The sequence below is a fragment of the Aestuariivita sp. genome (assembly GCF_021404545.1).
Classification (GTDB): Bacteria; Pseudomonadota; Alphaproteobacteria; order Rhodobacterales; family Rhodobacteraceae; genus Aestuariivita.
This window is the reverse complement of sequence record NZ_JAAWWD010000064.1, coordinates 38,445-54,467: the sequence shown is the minus strand read 5'-3', so window position 1 is coordinate 54,467 and position 16,023 is coordinate 38,445. Positions and strand designations below refer to the sequence as shown.

The 16,023-nt window shown below is 62.9% G+C and carries 16 protein-coding genes; 12 read left to right on the top strand and 4 right to left on the bottom strand.

The genetic code is table 11. From position 1 onward, the window contains the following. Positions 1 to 117: 117 nt before the first annotated feature. Complete coding sequence (locus tag HEP69_RS20835) at positions 118 to 1,122, bottom strand: TetR family transcriptional regulator (protein ID WP_290560438.1); 1,005 nt, start codon at positions 1,120 to 1,122, stop codon at positions 118 to 120. Positions 1,123 to 1,337: 215 nt separating this feature from the next. On the opposite strand from HEP69_RS20835, the gene HEP69_RS20830 reads away from it, so the two are divergent. The 9 genes from HEP69_RS20830 to HEP69_RS20790 all read left to right on the top strand — a co-directional run bounded on the left by HEP69_RS20830 (position 1,338) and on the right by HEP69_RS20790 (position 10,120). Next, positions 1,338 to 1,961, top strand: coding sequence for a VOC family protein (locus HEP69_RS20830; RefSeq protein ID WP_290560437.1), 624 nt, complete (start codon positions 1,338 to 1,340; stop codon positions 1,959 to 1,961). A 15-nt stretch (positions 1,962 to 1,976) separates the two neighbouring features. After that, positions 1,977 to 2,399 carry a PaaI family thioesterase gene (locus HEP69_RS20825; protein ID WP_290560436.1) on the top strand — a complete coding sequence of 141 codons (423 nt, stop codon included), beginning with the start codon at positions 1,977 to 1,979 and terminating at the stop codon, positions 2,397 to 2,399. A gap of 13 nt (positions 2,400 to 2,412) precedes the next feature. Beyond that, positions 2,413 to 3,924: a class I adenylate-forming enzyme family protein gene (locus tag HEP69_RS20820; protein WP_290560435.1), complete on the top strand. Its 1,512-nt coding sequence runs from the start codon at positions 2,413 to 2,415 to the stop codon at positions 3,922 to 3,924. Then, positions 3,924 to 4,928 carry a zinc-binding dehydrogenase gene (locus HEP69_RS20815; RefSeq protein WP_290560434.1) on the top strand — a complete coding sequence of 335 codons (1,005 nt, stop codon included), beginning with the start codon at positions 3,924 to 3,926 and terminating at the stop codon, positions 4,926 to 4,928. The genes HEP69_RS20820 and HEP69_RS20815 overlap by 1 nt, the downstream gene beginning before the upstream one ends. An 80-nt stretch (positions 4,929 to 5,008) precedes the next feature. Then, on the top strand, positions 5,009 to 6,121 hold the full coding sequence (locus HEP69_RS20810) for a hypothetical protein (RefSeq protein WP_290560433.1): 1,113 nt from the start codon (positions 5,009 to 5,011) through the stop codon (positions 6,119 to 6,121). A gap of 75 nt (positions 6,122 to 6,196) precedes the next feature. Continuing rightward, positions 6,197 to 6,772 (top strand): TRAP transporter small permease subunit, encoded by a 576-nt coding sequence (locus HEP69_RS20805; RefSeq protein WP_290560432.1) that lies wholly within the window; start codon positions 6,197 to 6,199, stop codon positions 6,770 to 6,772. Beyond that, complete coding sequence (locus HEP69_RS20800) at positions 6,772 to 8,088, top strand: TRAP transporter large permease subunit (protein WP_290560431.1); 1,317 nt, start codon at positions 6,772 to 6,774, stop codon at positions 8,086 to 8,088. Before HEP69_RS20805 ends, HEP69_RS20800 begins: the two co-directional genes overlap by 1 nt. A gap of 36 nt (positions 8,089 to 8,124) precedes the next feature. Further along, a complete protein-coding gene (locus HEP69_RS20795) occupies positions 8,125 to 8,979 on the top strand; it encodes a VOC family protein (protein WP_290560430.1) in 855 nt (284 codons plus the stop codon). 97 nt (positions 8,980 to 9,076) lie between these two features. Continuing rightward, the gene (locus tag HEP69_RS20790; protein ID WP_290560429.1) at positions 9,077 to 10,120 is read left to right on the top strand and encodes an aldo/keto reductase; all 1,044 of its coding nucleotides are present in this window, start codon (positions 9,077 to 9,079) and stop codon (positions 10,118 to 10,120) included. A 7-nt stretch (positions 10,121 to 10,127) separates the two neighbouring features. Here HEP69_RS20790 and HEP69_RS20785 read toward each other — a convergent pair whose 3' ends face one another. Next, complete coding sequence (locus HEP69_RS20785; RefSeq protein ID WP_290560428.1) at positions 10,128 to 11,093, bottom strand: GlxA family transcriptional regulator; 966 nt, start codon at positions 11,091 to 11,093, stop codon at positions 10,128 to 10,130. Between the two features lie 97 nt (positions 11,094 to 11,190). On the opposite strand from HEP69_RS20785, the gene HEP69_RS20780 reads away from it, so the two are divergent. Continuing rightward, the gene (locus HEP69_RS20780) at positions 11,191 to 12,105 is read left to right on the top strand and encodes a 3-keto-5-aminohexanoate cleavage protein (RefSeq protein ID WP_290560427.1); all 915 of its coding nucleotides are present in this window, start codon (positions 11,191 to 11,193) and stop codon (positions 12,103 to 12,105) included. A gap of 44 nt (positions 12,106 to 12,149) precedes the next feature. Here the strand turns inward: HEP69_RS20780 and HEP69_RS20775 are convergent, their stop codons facing one another. Next, positions 12,150 to 12,617 carry a DUF1203 domain-containing protein gene (locus HEP69_RS20775; protein WP_290560426.1) on the bottom strand — a complete coding sequence of 156 codons (468 nt, stop codon included), beginning with the start codon at positions 12,615 to 12,617 and terminating at the stop codon, positions 12,150 to 12,152. A gap of 76 nt (positions 12,618 to 12,693) precedes the next feature. On the opposite strand from HEP69_RS20775, the gene HEP69_RS20770 reads away from it, so the two are divergent. Together HEP69_RS20770 and HEP69_RS20765 are read left to right on the top strand one after the other, a co-directional pair. Then, positions 12,694 to 14,166, top strand: a complete 1,473-nt coding sequence (locus tag HEP69_RS20770) for a carnitine 3-dehydrogenase (protein WP_290560425.1) — start codon at positions 12,694 to 12,696, stop codon at positions 14,164 to 14,166. Next, positions 14,163 to 14,912, top strand: coding sequence for an SDR family oxidoreductase (locus HEP69_RS20765; RefSeq protein WP_290560424.1), 750 nt, complete (start codon positions 14,163 to 14,165; stop codon positions 14,910 to 14,912). The genes HEP69_RS20770 and HEP69_RS20765 overlap by 4 nt, the downstream gene beginning before the upstream one ends. Positions 14,913 to 15,109: 197 nt before the next feature. On the opposite strand, the gene HEP69_RS20760 is transcribed toward HEP69_RS20765, so the two are convergent. Further along, positions 15,110 to 15,967, bottom strand: a complete 858-nt coding sequence (locus HEP69_RS20760; protein WP_290560423.1) for a helix-turn-helix transcriptional regulator — start codon at positions 15,965 to 15,967, stop codon at positions 15,110 to 15,112. Positions 15,968 to 16,023: the final 56 nt, after the last annotated feature.

The following is a 16,023-nucleotide window of genomic DNA, read 5'->3' as shown; positions in this document are numbered from 1 at the left end:
GGTGGCGCTGCGGTGGCCTCTCGGCGGTTTGCGCAGCAATGAGCAGCGCAATGCGCGATCCCCTTGCCGGGCAGGTTTCCAACCCAAAACTGACCGAATGCAATGATGGGTCGGAACCTAACGCGGGCGCTTGGTGTCCGTTTCCAGCGCTGCCAACAGGAAATCCGTCACGCTCGCCTTGAAATGCTCGAAACCCACCGCGTCGAAAAAGAACTGGCGCAAGCTCCAGATATCGCCGGAGACATCCATGAAATTGGCCACGATAAAGGTGTCGATGTTGCGAAATTCGCCGCTGGCGATGCCAGCGTCCAGCACCGCCTCGAACGGGGCCAATAATTTGCGATACTGCTGTACGACCTGGCGGCGGGAAGCAAATCCAAGATGTTTGAACTCGCGGTTCAAAAGCCCGATTTCCTGCCTTCGCGCCTGGCACACATCGATATGGTTGGAGATCAGCCGGATGAGCCGGTCCCGCGCCGGCAAATCCGGTTGCACACCCGCCGCCAGCGCGTCGATGGCCAGGTCCATCTCGCGGATATAGACCAGCTCCAGCAGATCCTCCTTGCTGGCGACATATTGATAGAGCGTCGGCACATGGATACCCGCCGCACTGGCTATTTCGCGGGTCGTTGCGTTGGCGAATCCTTTTTCCGCGATCACGCGGGTCGCGGCTGCGACCAATGCGTCCAGCCGACGTTGCCGTACCGGGCTCTGAGGCTGCGATCCGGTTTTTCCCCTGGCCGGAGCGGGGGGCGACGGATCGGCAGGGGAGATGTCGAACGCCTGCACGATCAGCGCCAGTACCTGACCGTCCGAGGCGGCGATCCGGCTTTGCCAGACCGCTTCGCCCTCCGATTGATGCAAGAGCTGGGCGGTGAGCCGCAGCGCATCTGTCGGGCGCGGCTTGAGAAACAGTGTCTTGCAGTCGCGGATTGTGGCGCCGCGCCCGATTTCCCGGAACGCGAGTTCGCTGGCCGCCGACATCAGCGTCCCGATTGAAACCGCCCCGTTCGAATCCATATCGCTGGCGGTCAGGGGCCGGACCTTTTCACGCGAGGCGGGTGTCCGCGCAGCCTGGCGACCGCTCCGGGTGTTTTGGGATTGCGCTCCGACAACGCTCACGGAGTGCATCCCGCCAAGGGCTGAGGGTATGTCATCCTTTGATCACTGTCTCTGCACGCCTCATAAACCAGCAGTCTAACCCCCATACCATCTAATATCACAGAATGCAGTTGACATCTTGACGTAAGGTCGCTCACGTTAACAAGCGCTTGTTATTTTATGGCCACGTGCCCGACGCCCGTCAAGGCTCGGGTCCTGGCATACCTGGGGGACGCATGAACATCGAGCTTGATCATCTGCTGTGGGCGGTGCCCGATCTGGACGCTGGTGCACAGCTTTTCGACCGGTTGACCGGAGTCGCATCGGTGACCGGAGGCAGTCATCCCGGTTTTGGGACACGCAACGCCCTGAGCGGACTATCTGACAGCACCTATATCGAACTGATTGCGCCGGATCCTGCGCAGGATCTGTCGGGCACGATGGGGGAGGCGATTGCGGCGCTGCCGGCGCCAAAGCTCTTCACCTTTGCCCTGAAATCAGATGATCTGTCGGCGACCGCTGCGGCCGCACAAAGCGTCGGAGTATCGGTCGAGGATCCGATTGCGATGTCGCGCACCACACCTGAAGGTGTGTGTCTGGACTGGTCAATCCTGCGCATCTCGGACGCGCGGTGGCCGGGTCGGCTGCCGTTCTTCATCGACTGGCAAGGCTCCCCACATCCAGCGGCCACCACCCCCGGGGGCTGCACGCTGGAGGCGTTCTACGCGCTCGACCCGGAGGCCACGGCCCTGGCTGAAATCTATGCCGCCATCGGGTGTCCGGTGCCGGTTCATGCCGGGGCCTCGACCGGGTTCGTGGCCCAATTCGCGACACCCAACGGCACGGTCGTATTCACTTGAGGAGGCGCGCGCGCAATGGCCTATGAGATGACCATTCAGCAGGTGCAGGGGCATATGGACGCCTCTCCCTTCATCGCGTTTCTGGGCCTGAAGGTCACGGACGCGGATGCGGGGGAAGGGTCGGTGACAATGACCATGCCGATTCGGCCCGAACTGGAACGCGGCGGCCCCATGACAGGTCAGTTTCACGGCGGACCTGTGGCCTCGCTGATCGACACGGTGGGCGATTTCGCCGTGGCCATGGCGGTGGGCGGTGGCGTGCCGACGATGAATTTCCGGGTCGATTACCTGCGCCCTTCCAGCGGGACGGAATTGACGGCCAAAGCGGTCGCCCGCCGGATCGGGCGCAGCGTGGCGGTGGTGGATATCGACGTGACCGACGATCAGGGCCGTCTCTGCGCCATCGGGCGCGGCACCTACAGCGCGGTCGTGGGCTAGGCGCGTGGCGGCGGTGACGTCAAATCTGGGGGATATCTTTCCCCAAGCGCGCGCCGACAGCGACACCTGGCTGATCGAGGTGTTGCCCGATGACAGCCAGCATATCGTGACCTATGGCGATCTGCGGCGGCAGTCGGATGCTCTGGGTCTGGGCCTGCAAGAGGCAGGCTATGCGCCGGGCACGCGGATCTCCATCGTCGCGGACAATTCGGCACGCTATCTGATCACCTATTTCGCGATCATGCGCGCGGGCTTGTGCGCGGTGCCGGTGAATTTCAAGCTGCCTGTCGACCGGATCGCCCATATCCACAGGGATGCGGAGGTGGCGCTGGCCTTTGCCGACACCGCCCATACCGCGCTTGTGCATAACAGTGTGCCGCAAATCCGGATGGACGGCCCGGATTGGGAGGCGCTGATGGCCCCGGGCGCGCTAACTGTAGCGGATGTGGCGCCGACGGATTTTGCCAATATCCTCTACACGTCCGGCTCGACCGGTATGCCAAAGGGGGTGCCGCTGACCCATGGCGGATACCGATACAGCCTGGAAGCGGCATTGTTCGGTTTTGACCAAAAATGCGACGACGTGGCGCTGGTCGCGGCCCCGCTCTATCACATGAACGGGCTGTTTTTCAGCAAAATGGTGGTGGCCGGCGGGGCGCAATTCGTTCTGATGCGGACATTCGACGCGCGCGGTTATCTCAAGGCAATTGCGCGCAACCGGGTGACCCTGCTGACCGGCATTCCCACGATGGCCGCCCTGATCTTGCGTGAAACCGATCTGATAGAAACGCTCGATCTTACATCCGTTGATACGATCATCGTCGGCTCTTCGCCCTTTCCCAAGGCGCTGATGGAGCAGTTGGCCGCAACCTTTCCCGGCGTGCGCATCGCCAACAGTTATGGCACCACCGAATCCGGGCCGACCGCCTTCATGCCCCATCCCGATGGCCGCCCCACGCCCTGGCCCGCAATCGGTGTGGCGTCGCGCTTTGCCGAGATCGAATTGCGCGATGGCCCGACCCCGGATGAGGGCACGCTCTGGGTCAAGAGCCCCGTCGTGATGCCCGGCTATCTGAACCTGCCCGAGAAAACCGCGCAAAGTCTTCGCGATGGCTGGTACAATACCGGCGACGTGATGCGCCGCGATGCGGATGAGTTCTATTCCTTCGTCGATCGGGCTGACGATATGTTTGTCTGCGGCGGCGAGAACATTCATCCCGGCGATGTGGAGGCGATGCTTTTGCGGCACCCCGCCATTGCGCAGATCGCGGTGGTTCCGGTCGCCGACAGTATCAAGGGGCAATTGCCTGCGGCCTTTGTCGTGCGCCGCCCGGGTGCCGAGGTGACCGAGGCCGAGATAAAGACCTTCGCGCTTGAGAACGCTCCGGCCTATCAGCACCCGCGATTTGTCGTCTTTCTTGACGCGCTGCCACTGTCAGGCACCAACAAACCGGATCGCAAGGCATTGATCGCGCGGGCCGCGTCCCTGTCGCGCGACGCCAAACCTACCGAAAGGACCAGATGATGAAGGCCCAGGTCTTGCACCAGCACGGCACCGTCGATGATGTCGCTCTCGACCCCGAATTTCCGGATCCTCAGCCGGGTCCGGGGCAGGTCCAGTTCGAGGTCAAGGCCTGCGCGCTCAACTACCACGACATTTTCACCATGCGGGGCATGCCCGGGATCAAGGTGCCGCTGCCGGTGATCATGGGGATTGACGCGGCCGGGGTGATCACAGCCCTGGGGGAAGATGTCGAGGGCTGGTCCGTGGGCGACCGCATTCTGGTCGATCCGATCAACCGCAAGACGGGCAAGCTCTTTGGCGAGATGGAAAACGGCGGGCTGGCAGAGCGCGCGGTGGTTGCCGATCATCAGCTTGTCGCGCTGCCAGACGCGGTCAGCTTCGAGCAGGGCGCGGCCCTGCCTTGCGCCTATGGCACGGCCTACCGGATGATGGTGTCGCGCGGGCGGGTCAGCGCGGGTGAAAAGGTGCTGATCCTGGGGGCGTCGGGCGGCGTGGGCACCTGTTGTGTGCAACTGGCCAAGCTGGCGGGCGCGCATGTGATCGCGGCCGCCTCGACCCAGGACAAGATGGACCGGCTGACCGCGATCGGTGCGGACGAGGTGATCAACTATACCGAGGCGCCCTTTCGCGACCAGATCTGGGATCTGCATGGCAAGCCGCGCATCGCGGGCGGCGGCGGCGTCGATGTGATCGTGAATTTCACCGGCGGCGACACCTGGGTCCCGGCATTGCGATCCCTGTCGCGCCATGGCCGCATGCTGACCTGTGGTGCCACCGCCGGGTTTGATCCCAAGACCGACATTCGGTTCATCTGGACGTTCGAGCAATCCATCATCGGCTCCAACGGGTGGGAGAAGGAGGACATCGTCGCCCTTCTCGACCTGGTCAAATGCGGTGAACTGAAACCGGTGGTCGATATGGTCTACGGGCTCGATGAGACACCCGCGGCGATTGCCGCGCTCGAAGGGCGCCGTGCCTTCGGAAAGGTGATTGTCACCCCCTGACGGCCGCGAAACCCAAATCAACGACCCGGCTGCGCACGATAACCGGCCGGGCATCCCTCAACCCAACCAGGAGATACACTATGTCCCTTCTCAACTGCCTGACGGCACGGACCGCCAAGCCGGTTGCCATCGCAACCCTGGCGGCGCTGTCATTCACGGCGCCGACCCAAGCAATCAGCGCCGATTATTCCTTTCGTCTGGCCACCATCGACGTGGAAACCGGCAATTACTTCAACTACATCGCCAAACCATTTGCCGAATTGGTGGCCGAGCTGACCGGCGGCGCGGTCGAGATCCAGCCACTGCCCGCAGGCACCGTGGGCAGCGTGTTCAAACTGCATGAGGCGCTGGATGACGGGCTGGTGGACATGGTCAACTGGCCGACCGTCTTTCTGGGCACTGCCGATCCGGTCAATGCAATGATCGGCGGCTTTCCAACCGGGCTTGGTACCGATTCCCTCCTGGCCTGGACCTATTACGGCGGCGGTCAGGAGCTGTTGACCCAGCACCGGGCCGAGACGATGAATGTGCATGCCATGGTTCTGGGCAGCGGGCCATCCGAATGGTTCGCCCACAGCCACGTGCCGGTGCAAAATGCCGAGGATCTGGCCAATCTGAAATACCGCACGCTGGGCAACTGGGCCGCCATCGTGGGCGAGGCGTTCGGTGCGTCGCCGACCACCGTGCCCGGCTCCGAGGTTTATTCGATGCTGGAGAAAAAGGGCCTCGATCTGGCGGAGTATTCTCTGCCGGCCGAAAACCTGCGCCAAGGTTATCACGAGACGGCGGAATACATCATCTATCCCGGCATCCACGCGCCTGCCTGGACGTTCGAGCTGATGATCGACCAAGACAAATGGGCCGAATTGCCCGATGCGCACAAGCGCGCCATGGAAGTGGCCGCCCGTCTGGTGACCTATGACAGCATGTTCCGCACCATCAACGAAGACATCGGCGCCGTGCTGGAGATCAATCAGCGCGCCGCAGATGGCAAGAACACCCTGCTGGAACTCTCGCCTGAATTTCAGGCCGAGGCCCGTGTGGCCGCACGGGCCTGGGCAACCCGGGTGGCGGGTGAGGCCGCGGCGGATGGCAACGCATGGCCGGAAAAGGTGCTGGCCTCGATCACCAGCTTTCAGGACCGCTGGCAGGAAGGGTCTTACTACATGGTGACGGACCACGCGTCGCGATAAGCCAAACCGGGTCGCGCACCCGGACCGTTTCCAGTGCGCGACCCTCACCCGATGGATCAAAGGCCGACCTCTGCGATGAAAGATTTCCTCCTCCACACGCTCTTGCCACCGCTTGACCGGGTCTCCCGGTGGCTTGCGGTGGTGGCTCAGGTGATGATCGTCGTCCTGATCGGCGTGATGTTTTTCGAGGTCGTGGCGCGGCGGATCTTCAACTCCCCCACGATCTGGTCGGTCGATATCGTCTATATGGTCAACGGCACGCTTTTTCTGATGGGGGCGAGCTATACGCTCTTGCGGGAAAAACATGTGCGGATCGATTTTCTGTCCTCGCGCCTGCCGCTGAGGGTGCAGCATCTGATCAACGCGGCGTTTTACAGCGCACTCTTGCTGCCGTTGCTTTACCTCACCACCCACAGCTCCGTGCGTAAGGCCTGGCGCGCGTTCGAGCGCGGCACAGTCGAGAACATGAGCACCTGGGAGCCGCTGATCTGGCCGTTTCTTGCGGGCATCGCGATCGGGCTTTTGGGTTTGGCCTTGCAGGTCGTGTTGCACCTGATCCGTCATCTGATCGGGATCTTTGATCCGCATGCGGTACCTGCGCCGGGTCAGGACGTGCTGGAGCGCGCGCAACCTGCCCGAGGAACGATCTGATGTCCGGTGAGGTTCTGGCGGCGCTCATGCTGCCCTGTCTGTTCGTCTTTATCTTTCTTGGCCTGCCGATCTCATTTTCGTTGCTTGTGACGGCGGCGATTTTTGCCTGGCCGCTTTTTGGCGACGCGGTGGGCAACCAGCTCTATGGCGGGCTCAACCAGACCGCATCGAGCTTTGTCCTTTCCGCGGTGCCGCCTTTTATCTTCATGGGATACATGCTGGAACGCTCCGGCGTGGCCGAAAAACTGTTCACGGCGCTTCAGATGTGGCTGCACCGGCTGCCCGGCGGGCTGGCACTGGCGGCGATGGGAATGGCGGGTATTCTGGCGGCGGCGACCGGCATCGTGGGCGCGGTCGAGGTGCTGATCGGTGTGATGGCGATCCCCGCGATGATGGCACGAAATTACGACAAGGCGCTGATTGCCGGAGTGATCTGTGCGGGCGGGTCGCTGGGCACGATGATCCCGCCGTCGATTGTGGTGGTGATCTATGCCACCGTGGCACAGATGTCCGTGGGACAACTGTTTTCCGCAGTGATGATGCCGGGGCTGATCATGGTCAGCCTCTTTGTCGCCTATGTTCTGATCATCTGCATTCTCTATCCGGCCAAGGCGCCGCGCGACACCAGCCAATCCGATGTGCCTTTGGGCGAAAAGCTGTGGATCACGCTGGTGGCGTTGGTGCCGATGGTGCTGTTGATCGTGGCGGTGCTGGGCTCGATCACCTTTGGCATCGCCTCCCCGACCGAGGCCGCTTCGGTCGGGGCGGTGGCAACGGTCTTGTTGACCATCGCCTATGGCCGGTTCACCTGGTCCAGCTTTTTCGACGCGCTGCGCCAGACCCTGATCGTGAACAGCATGATCCTGATGATCGTGGTGGGCGGTACGATCTTTTCGGGCACCTTCCGTATCCATGGCGGCAACGAGATGGTGCGCGATCTCTTCACCGCCACCGGTTTTGGCGAAACCGGCGTGATCCTGTTGATGCTGCTGGTGGTCTTTATCGCGGGGTTCGTTCTGGATTGGGTGTCGGTGGTGCTGATATGCCTGCCGATCTTCATCCCGATCTTCGATGCTTTCGACATCGACATGATCTGGTTTGCGGTGCTGATGATCATCGTGATCCAGACCTCGTACCTGACGCCGCCCATGGCGCCGTCGATTTTTTATCTCAGATCCATCGCGCCGGCTGACATCACCTACAAGCACATGTATCTGGGCGTTCTTCCATTCATCGGAGCGCAGGTGCTGACCCTTCTGCTGGTGTTCTGGTTCCCGGCTTTGGCGGTGTGGCTGCCGTCGGTGTTGGTCGATTGACCGCGCAGGGAGGACAAAAACAACAAGGACCGCATGATGCGCAAATCCGTTGATCATACCGTCACTCTGGTGCGCGATCTTGTTGCGGCCTCGGAAACGATGCGCCGCCTTGGCTTTAACGTGCGCCCGATCGCGCATCATATTGGGGTCGGCTCGGCCAATGCGATCATCCATTTTCCCGAGACGTATCATGAGCTTGTCTATACCCTCGGCGCGCGCTCGGACATTGCCGCACTCTATATGCCGCGGCTGGAAGACGGTGAGGGGCTCTGCCATATCAGCCTGACCTCCGACGATCTGCGTGCCGAGACGCTGCGGCTTTTGTCGGAGGGGTTCCGGCCCGGCGACATCTTGCAGTTTTCCCGCGATGTCATCATGCCCGATGGCAGCTTTGATCAGACTGCGTCGGCCTCGCTTTATAACTGGCACCCGGTTCGGCAATACGTGTCGCTGTTTTTCTCTGAACATCCCAAGCCCGAAACGATCTTTATTCCGGAATATGCTGATCATGCCAATGGCGCGCAGCGCCTCACCCGGCTGAGCCTTATGTCAACGGACCCCGTTGCGGATCGCAGCTATTTCGAGCGGTCCTTTGGTCACGCGGCCGACACGGCGGATGAGACCGGGTTCTGCATGCGTGGCGGGCGCGGCGATATCTGTGCAGTGATGTCGCCCGAGGCGGCCATGTCGGAATACGGTGATCTTCTGATGGTCGCCGTCCCGGTTCATACCGGAGGGTTTCCGGTGGCGCATCACTATCAGGTGGCGGACATGGACGACACGCGCGCGTATCTGGCCGATGCCGGGATCGAGACCCGGCCCCACGGCCCCGGGGTTGCCGTTGCGGGGCGCGATGCGGTGGGCTCGGTGCTGGTGCTTGAACCGGCATGAGGCTCGCACCGCATGGGCGCGGTGAAATCTGCGCGCCCGCCGTTGCCCTTTGCGCGCCAACCCTTAGGTTTAGGGCACGCAATCAAGGACATAAGACATGAAGATGAACCCGCTGGGCCGCACTGGCCTGACCGTCTCCGAGCTGTGCCTGGGCTCGATGACCTGGGGCACCCAGACCACCGAAGCCGAAGGCCACGCCCAGATCGACCGCGCGCTGGCGGCGGGTATCAATTTCATCGACACGGCCGAGATGTATCCCGTTAACCCTGTCAGCCCCGAAACCCTGGGCCGCACCGAGGAGATCATCGGCACTTGGAATGCGACATCAGGGCGGCGGGGCGACTACATCCTGGCCACCAAGCATTCCGGCGCAGGCATGCAGGCCGCGCGGGACGGTGCGCCGATCTCGTCTGCGACGATCCCGTTGGCCATCGAGTCCTCGCTCAAGCGGTTGCAGACCGATGTGATTGATCTCTACCAGTTCCACTGGCCCAATCGCGGCAGCTATATGTTCCGGCAGAACTGGACTTATGATCCGTCGTCACAGGACCGCGCGTCGACCTTGGCCAATATGGAAGAGTGTCTTGAGGCGCTCCAGCGCGAGGTGGATCGTGGCACGATCCGCTATTTCGGTTTGTCGAACGAAAGCGCCTGGGGCACCGCGCAATGGCTGCGCCTGTCGGAGGGTCGGGGATGGCCGCGCGTGGCCACGATGCAAAACGAATACTCGCTGCTGTGCAGGCTTTACGACACCGATTTGGCCGAGCTCAGCGTGAACGAGGATGTCGGACTGATTGCGTTCTCACCTTTGGCCGCGGGGCTCTTGACCGGCAAGTATCAAGATGGCGCCGTGCCCGAGGGCTCGCGCATGTCACTGGTGCCAGAAATGGGCGGGCGCAAGACGCTGCGCGTGTTTGGTGCTGTGGGGGCTTATCTGGAGATCGCCCAGCAGCACGGGCTCGACCCGGTGCATATGGCGCTGGCCTGGTGCCGAACGCGGCCCTTCATGTGTTCGGCCATTTTCGGGGCGACCCGTATGGCGCATCTGGAGCGGGCCCTTGGGTCGGTCGAGGTTACGCTGAGCGATGAGGTTCTGGCAGAGATCGATCAGGCCCATCGTGCGCATCCCATGCCCTATTGATGCCGCCTTACCCGCTGCGCAGGCGCCGGGCCGAGGTACCATGTGCGGCACGAAACGCGCGCGAAAAGCTCGCGGCCGATCCGAACCCCGTGGCCAGGGCGATGTCGATCAGCGCATGATCGGTCTGGGTCACCAGCCGCAGCGCCTCGGCCAGGCGCAGAGTCAGGTAATGCGCTTTGGGAGAGCGTCCGAGGCGTGCGCGAAACTGCGTCTCCAGCGTGCGTGGGCTGATCCTTAACCGTCTCGCAATCTCGGGGATCGGCAAGGGCGCATCGAGGGTATGCTCCATCAGCGCGCTGGCTTCTGCCGTCAGCCGGTTGTGGCGCGGGTCGGGGCCTGCGCGGGTCTGGGGGCGCGCGGGATCGGTGGCGACGTCGTGGATAAAGGCGCCTGCCACCTGGCGGGCCAGCTTGCGACCATGCCGCGCCGCGATCAGATGCAGCATCATGTCGATTGCAGGGATCGCCCCGCCGCATGTCATCCGCGCGTGCGAAATGCAAAAACGGTTGGCCACGGTTGTCACATCGGGGAAGCGGATGGCGAACGCCCCAAGGTCTTCCCAATGGGTTGTCGCGGTTTCGCCATCCAGCACGCCTGAGGCGGCCAGGATCCATGGCCCCCCGTCGATGCCCGCCAGCGTCGCGCCCGAGGCCGCCAGCCGCCGCAGGCTGGCGCCAATGGCCGGGGTGGCCTGCTCCTCGATCCGGAAACCGGCGACGACGATCAGCAGGTCGGTCGCGATCAACTGCGCCAACGGCGTGCCGGTCAGCGTGATACCGCTGGTCAGAACGACCGGATCGGATCCTGGCGTGACATAGGTCCAGTCAAAGAGCTGGCGCCCGGCCTGACGGTTGGCGGCGCGCATCGGGTCGATGGCGGCCGCAAACGAAAGTGTGTTGGTCGCCTGAAATGTCAGCACTGCGACGTTCAGCGTAGCAGAGGCGGATGTCAGGATGGATTGTGCGGACTTCATCAAGTCAACAGCGTATTTCGGAAATAGAAATGTGACAAGACCGGTCATTCTGGACCGGGATCAGACATAAGGGAGGTCCAAGATAGGGAGGTCCAAGATGCCGCTTGCCATGAACCGCGAGGTTTTCATCACCTGTGCCGTGACCGGATCGGGCGGCACCCAGGACCGCAGCCCGCATGTGCCGCGCTCGCCCCGGCAGATTGCCGAGAGCGCGATCGCCGCGGCCAAGGCCGGGGCTGCGGTGGTCCATTGTCATGTGCGCGATCCCGAGACCGGCGTGCCGTCCCGCGATCTGGCCTATTACCGCGAGGTGACCGACCGGATCCGCGAGGCGGAGGTGGACGTGGTACTCAACCTTACTGCTGGCATGGGCGGCGACATGGTCTTTGGCGGGCCGGAGGCGCCGCTGCCCCTGTCGAACGCCACCGATATGGTGGGCGCCAGTGAACGGGTGGCCCATGTGGCCGAATGCCTGCCCGAGATCTGTACGCTCGATTGCGGCACGATGAATTTCGCCGAGGCCGATTACGTGATGACCAACACGCCCGGCATGCTGACCACGATGGGGCGGCTGATGACCGATCTGGGCGTGATGCCCGAGATCGAAGCGTTCGATACCGGCCATCTGTGGTACGCCAAGCAACTGGTCAAGGACCGTGTGTTGACCGGTCCGGCGCTGGTGCAGCTGTGCATGGGGGTGCCCTGGGGCGCGCCCAATGACCTCAACACCTTCATGGCGATGGTCAATAACGTGCCCGACGACTGGAATTTTTCGGCCTTTTCGCTGGGGCGCGATCAGATGGCCTATGTCGCCGCCGCTGTGCTGGCGGGCGGGCATGTGCGCGTCGGACTGGAGGATAACCTCTGGCTGGGCAAGGGCGCGCTGGCCCAGAACTGGCAATTGGTCGAACGCGCCCAGACAATCATCGAGAACATGGGCGCTCGCGTGATCGGCCCGGAAGAGGTGCGCGCCAAGCTGGGGCTGACCAAACGCGCCCCGGTTGCGGCGTGACCGGGTGGGGTTGATGGCCGTGCGTCTGCTGCCGCTGCGTGCCTTCAGGCGCGCCGCACGCGGCATTGATAGCAGTTATTCGCCGCACTGCGCACATCCACGAAAGCGATGCCGCGATCGTGCAGCAGCTGCGTTGCGTAGTCCGCAATCTCTTGCGTCGCCAAAACCTGTCCCGTGCCGTAGACGATCCGCTCGTCTGCCGAATAGCCCCGGACAAGGTATTGGGGCGCCCTCAGTATATCCGGCGCCTTGTCGGAGGGAGGGGCGGCCTTGCAGTCCTCTCCACACAGAAAGATCGGCCCGGTCTCGGTATAGGCATGGGTGGCTTCGAACGGTTTCCAGGCCAGGATCAGCAGATCCGTGCCCGCCGCTATGGGGCCAAGACAGTGACGGCAGGGATACGTCTCCTCTTGCAGGGGATGTCGTTCGATCTTCTGGCCGTATGCGTCCGTGCCTGCGATTTTTGCCGCCATCACCTGGGCGGTGGGCAATCCTTGGAATGCGATCTTCATATCAGGGCTCCTTCTTTGAGACCAAACTGGTCGCGCGAGAGCGGTTGCGCGACCCGGAACATGCGGGAAAAAAGACATGACAACAGCGGCGATCATCGGAGGCGGTGTGATCGGTGGCGGCTGGGCCGCGCGGTTCTTGTTGAACGGCTGGAATGTGCGGGTGTTCGACACCGACACGGAGGCCGAGCGCAAGATCGGCGAGGTTCTGGCCAATGCACGCCGGTCACTGCCGGGGCTGTCGGATGTGGCGCTGCCGCCCGAGGGGCGTCTGAGCTTTCACGACGATCTGGCGGGCGCGGTCGAGGGGGCCATCTGGATCCAGGAGAGCGTGCCCGAACGGCTGGAGATCAAGCACACGGTCTTTGCCGCGCTTCAGGCCGTGTGTGAGAGGGATGCGGTGATCGGCTCCTCCACGTCCGGGTTCAAACCGTCGCAGTTGCAGGAAGGCGCGGCGCGCCCCGAACAGATCATGGTCGCGCATCCGTTCAATCCCGTTTACCTGCTGCCCCTGATCGAGCTGGTGACGTCCCCGGCCAATACCGTCGGCATGATTGCACGGGCCAGGGAGGTGATCACCTGTCTTGGCATGTATCCGCTGCATCTGCGCAAGGAGATCGACGCCCATGTGGCCGACCGCTTTCTCGAGGCGGTCTGGCGCGAGGCGCTGTGGCTGGTCAAGGACGGTATTGCCACCACCGAGGAGATCGACAACGCGATCCGCTACGGGTTCGGCATCCGATGGGCGCAGATGGGCCTGTTCGAGACCTATCGCGTGGCAGGCGGGGAGGCGGGCATGAAACACTTCATGGCGCAGTTCGGTCCCGCTCTCAAATGGCCCTGGACCAAACTGATGGATGTGCCGGAGTTCACCGATGAGCTGGTCGATCTGATCGCGGGTCAGTCGGATGCGCAATCGGGCGCCCATTCGATCCGCGAGCTGGAGCGGATCCGCGACACCAATCTGGTGGGCATGATACGGGCCCTCAAAGCGCAGGATTGGGGGGCGGGGGCGCTTCTGAACACCCATGATGCGGGCCTGCGCCCGGCAGCGGGTCTGGCGGGCGGTGTGGATGCGTTGGAAGATCTCTCACAGCCGATCCTGACGCTCGACCGGGCGGTGCCTCTCGACTGGACCGACTATAACGGGCACATGACCGAAAGCCGGTATCTGGAGGCTTTTGCGCACTCCACCGACCGGTTCATGGAGATCATTGGCTGCGATGCCGACTATATCGCGTCGGGCGGAAGTTATTTTACCGCCGAGACGCATATCCGCCATTTGGACGAAGCATTGGCGGGCGACCGGATTGCGGTGCGGACGCAAATGCTGTTGGGGCAGGGCAAAAAGCTGCACCTGTTTCACCGGATGATGAAGGGTGACACGGTGATCGCCACGGGTGAGCATTTCCTGCTGCATGTCAGCCTTGAGACGCGCCGCCCCTGCGCGCCCTCCTCCGAGATCGAGGCGGCGATGGCGCGGATTGCCGCGGCACAGGCGGCGCTGGCCTATCCGGATGAGGCCGGAGCGGCGATCCGGGCGCCAGGGTGAGCGCGCGCGTTCTTGTGACGGCGGGCGCCTCTGGCGTGGGACGCGCGATCGCCGAAGGGTTTGCCGCGACCGGCGCGCGGGTCTGGGTGGCAGATGTGGATACGGCGGCTCTGGCCAGGTGTCCGACCGACTGGGAGTGCAGCCCTGTCGATGTGAGCGACGAGGCGGCGGTGGAAGGCATGTTCGCCGGGATCAGGGCGCGCTGGGGCGGGCTCGATGTGCTATGTGCCAATGCCGGGATCGCGGGGCCGACCGCGCCGGTGGAGGACGTCGCGCTGGAGGCCTGGCATGCCTGTCTTGCGGTCAATCTGGATGGCGCGTTTCTATGCGCGAAATACGCAGCACCCCTGATGAAGGCGCAGCAAAGCGGTGCGATGATCCTGACCTCTTCGACGGCGGGGCAATATGGCTATCCCAATCGCGCACCTTATGCCGCGGCCAAATGGGCGGTGATCGGTCTGATGAAGACGCTGGCGATGGAATTGGGGGGTCACGGCGTGCGCGCCAATGCGATCTGTCCGGGCGCTGTGGAAGGTCCCCGGATGGAGCGCGAGGCGCGCGCCAAGGGCATGAGCCGTGATGCGGTCTATGACGGTTATGCCACAGGCACGGCGATGGGCCGGTTCATCGAGGCGCGCGACGTCGCGGAGATGGCCGTGTTTCTGGGATCGGGCGCGGCACGCCTGATCTCGGGACAGGTCATCGCGGTGGATGGCTTTACCGTCAACCCCGATCCGCGCCCCTGATCCGGCGGAGCGCGCTGCGCGCGCATTCCTTTTTGATGATTTGCCGCCCTGTGGGTCAGGGCGGGTCCTGCGGTCATATGAGGTTTTGGACCGGGCCACCGGAGCAGGGTCGTATTTTTGGCAAGAAGAAACCGGGACCTTGCGCGGTGCCGTTTCGGCTCGGCCTTAGGGGTGCCCCGGTGCGGTGCGGCCCGTGGTCAGAGGGTGTCGCGCAGCTTTTGAAGGTATTCCGGCAGCTGCCGGGTGGTCACATCGGCTTCTCGCACCAGACGGTCGAAATGATCGGTAAAGGTTTCGATCCGTTCCCGGTCGCGGAAGGCCATATAGTAGCTGCCGACATAGAACACCGCCAGCAACGGGCCGAATATGGTGATGGGCGCCGAGTAGAGCCGCTGCGCATCAAAAAGATAGAGGCGCAGGCGCGGATAGAGTTGTTCGGTCAGCTCCAGGAGCCGGTCTGTTTGTTCGAGCCGGATCGAATCGGGCAATCCATTATAATATCCGGTGCCCTGCACAAAGCTGTGCAGCTCGTAGAGTGGCAGAGCGATCTCGTAATCCGATTGTGCGCCGCGCATGAATTCGAGCCGCTCCTGGGATGCCGCAATGGCTTGTGCGGTGGTGCGGCCCAGATGCGGCGCGTATTCCCATTCCAGCATGGCAGGTGTTTTCATCATGTCGGGCAGGGCCGCGGGCACATGGCGGATCTTGTAGCCCGCGGCCTCCTTATGCCACTCGAAGATCCGTTCATCGACCAGCGCGCGCGGCGCCTCGGTCAGGGTGAGGGTGTTCGACATCAGGTCGGCGGCGTTTTCCGGACGTTCCGACAGCATCAAGAGCCAGTCCGCCGACACGCCCAGCGCCTGTGCGCAGGCACCTACGACATGCGCATTGGGCAGGCGCGCACCGGTGTCTTTAAGCAGTTGCGAGACGGTGGAGCGATCCACCCCAACGCTGCGCGCAAGCGCCGATTGCGAGATATGTGCGTCGTCCATCGCCCGGCGCAGCCGCAGGCGGAACTGTTGGGCTCGCACACGTTTGTCGATGAAAATCTCCATTTGGTGATAAATAACACATCTGCTGAATTTTGTTTACTACATTCCGAATGGTAACG

Coding starts and splice junctions, on each gene's coding strand:
- HEP69_RS20830 (WP_290560437.1), top strand. CDS start 1,338: ATGAACATCGAGCTTGATCATCTGCTGTGGGCGGTGCCCGATCTGGAC.
- HEP69_RS20825 (WP_290560436.1), top strand. CDS start 1,977: ATGGCCTATGAGATGACCATTCAGCAGGTGCAGGGGCATATGGACGCC.
- HEP69_RS20815 (WP_290560434.1), top strand. CDS start 3,924: ATGAAGGCCCAGGTCTTGCACCAGCACGGCACCGTCGATGATGTCGCT.
- HEP69_RS20810 (WP_290560433.1), top strand. CDS start 5,009: ATGTCCCTTCTCAACTGCCTGACGGCACGGACCGCCAAGCCGGTTGCC.
- HEP69_RS20805 (WP_290560432.1), top strand. CDS start 6,197: ATGAAAGATTTCCTCCTCCACACGCTCTTGCCACCGCTTGACCGGGTC.
- HEP69_RS20800 (WP_290560431.1), top strand. CDS start 6,772: ATGTCCGGTGAGGTTCTGGCGGCGCTCATGCTGCCCTGTCTGTTCGTC.
- HEP69_RS20795 (WP_290560430.1), top strand. CDS start 8,125: ATGCGCAAATCCGTTGATCATACCGTCACTCTGGTGCGCGATCTTGTT.
- HEP69_RS20790 (WP_290560429.1), top strand. CDS start 9,077: ATGAAGATGAACCCGCTGGGCCGCACTGGCCTGACCGTCTCCGAGCTG.
- HEP69_RS20785 (WP_290560428.1), bottom strand. CDS start 11,093: ATGAAGTCCGCACAATCCATCCTGACATCCGCCTCTGCTACGCTGAAC.
- HEP69_RS20780 (WP_290560427.1), top strand. CDS start 11,191: ATGCCGCTTGCCATGAACCGCGAGGTTTTCATCACCTGTGCCGTGACC.
- HEP69_RS20775 (WP_290560426.1), bottom strand. CDS start 12,617: ATGAAGATCGCATTCCAAGGATTGCCCACCGCCCAGGTGATGGCGGCA.
- HEP69_RS20770 (WP_290560425.1), top strand. CDS start 12,694: ATGACAACAGCGGCGATCATCGGAGGCGGTGTGATCGGTGGCGGCTGG.
- HEP69_RS20760 (WP_290560423.1), bottom strand. CDS start 15,967: ATGGAGATTTTCATCGACAAACGTGTGCGAGCCCAACAGTTCCGCCTG.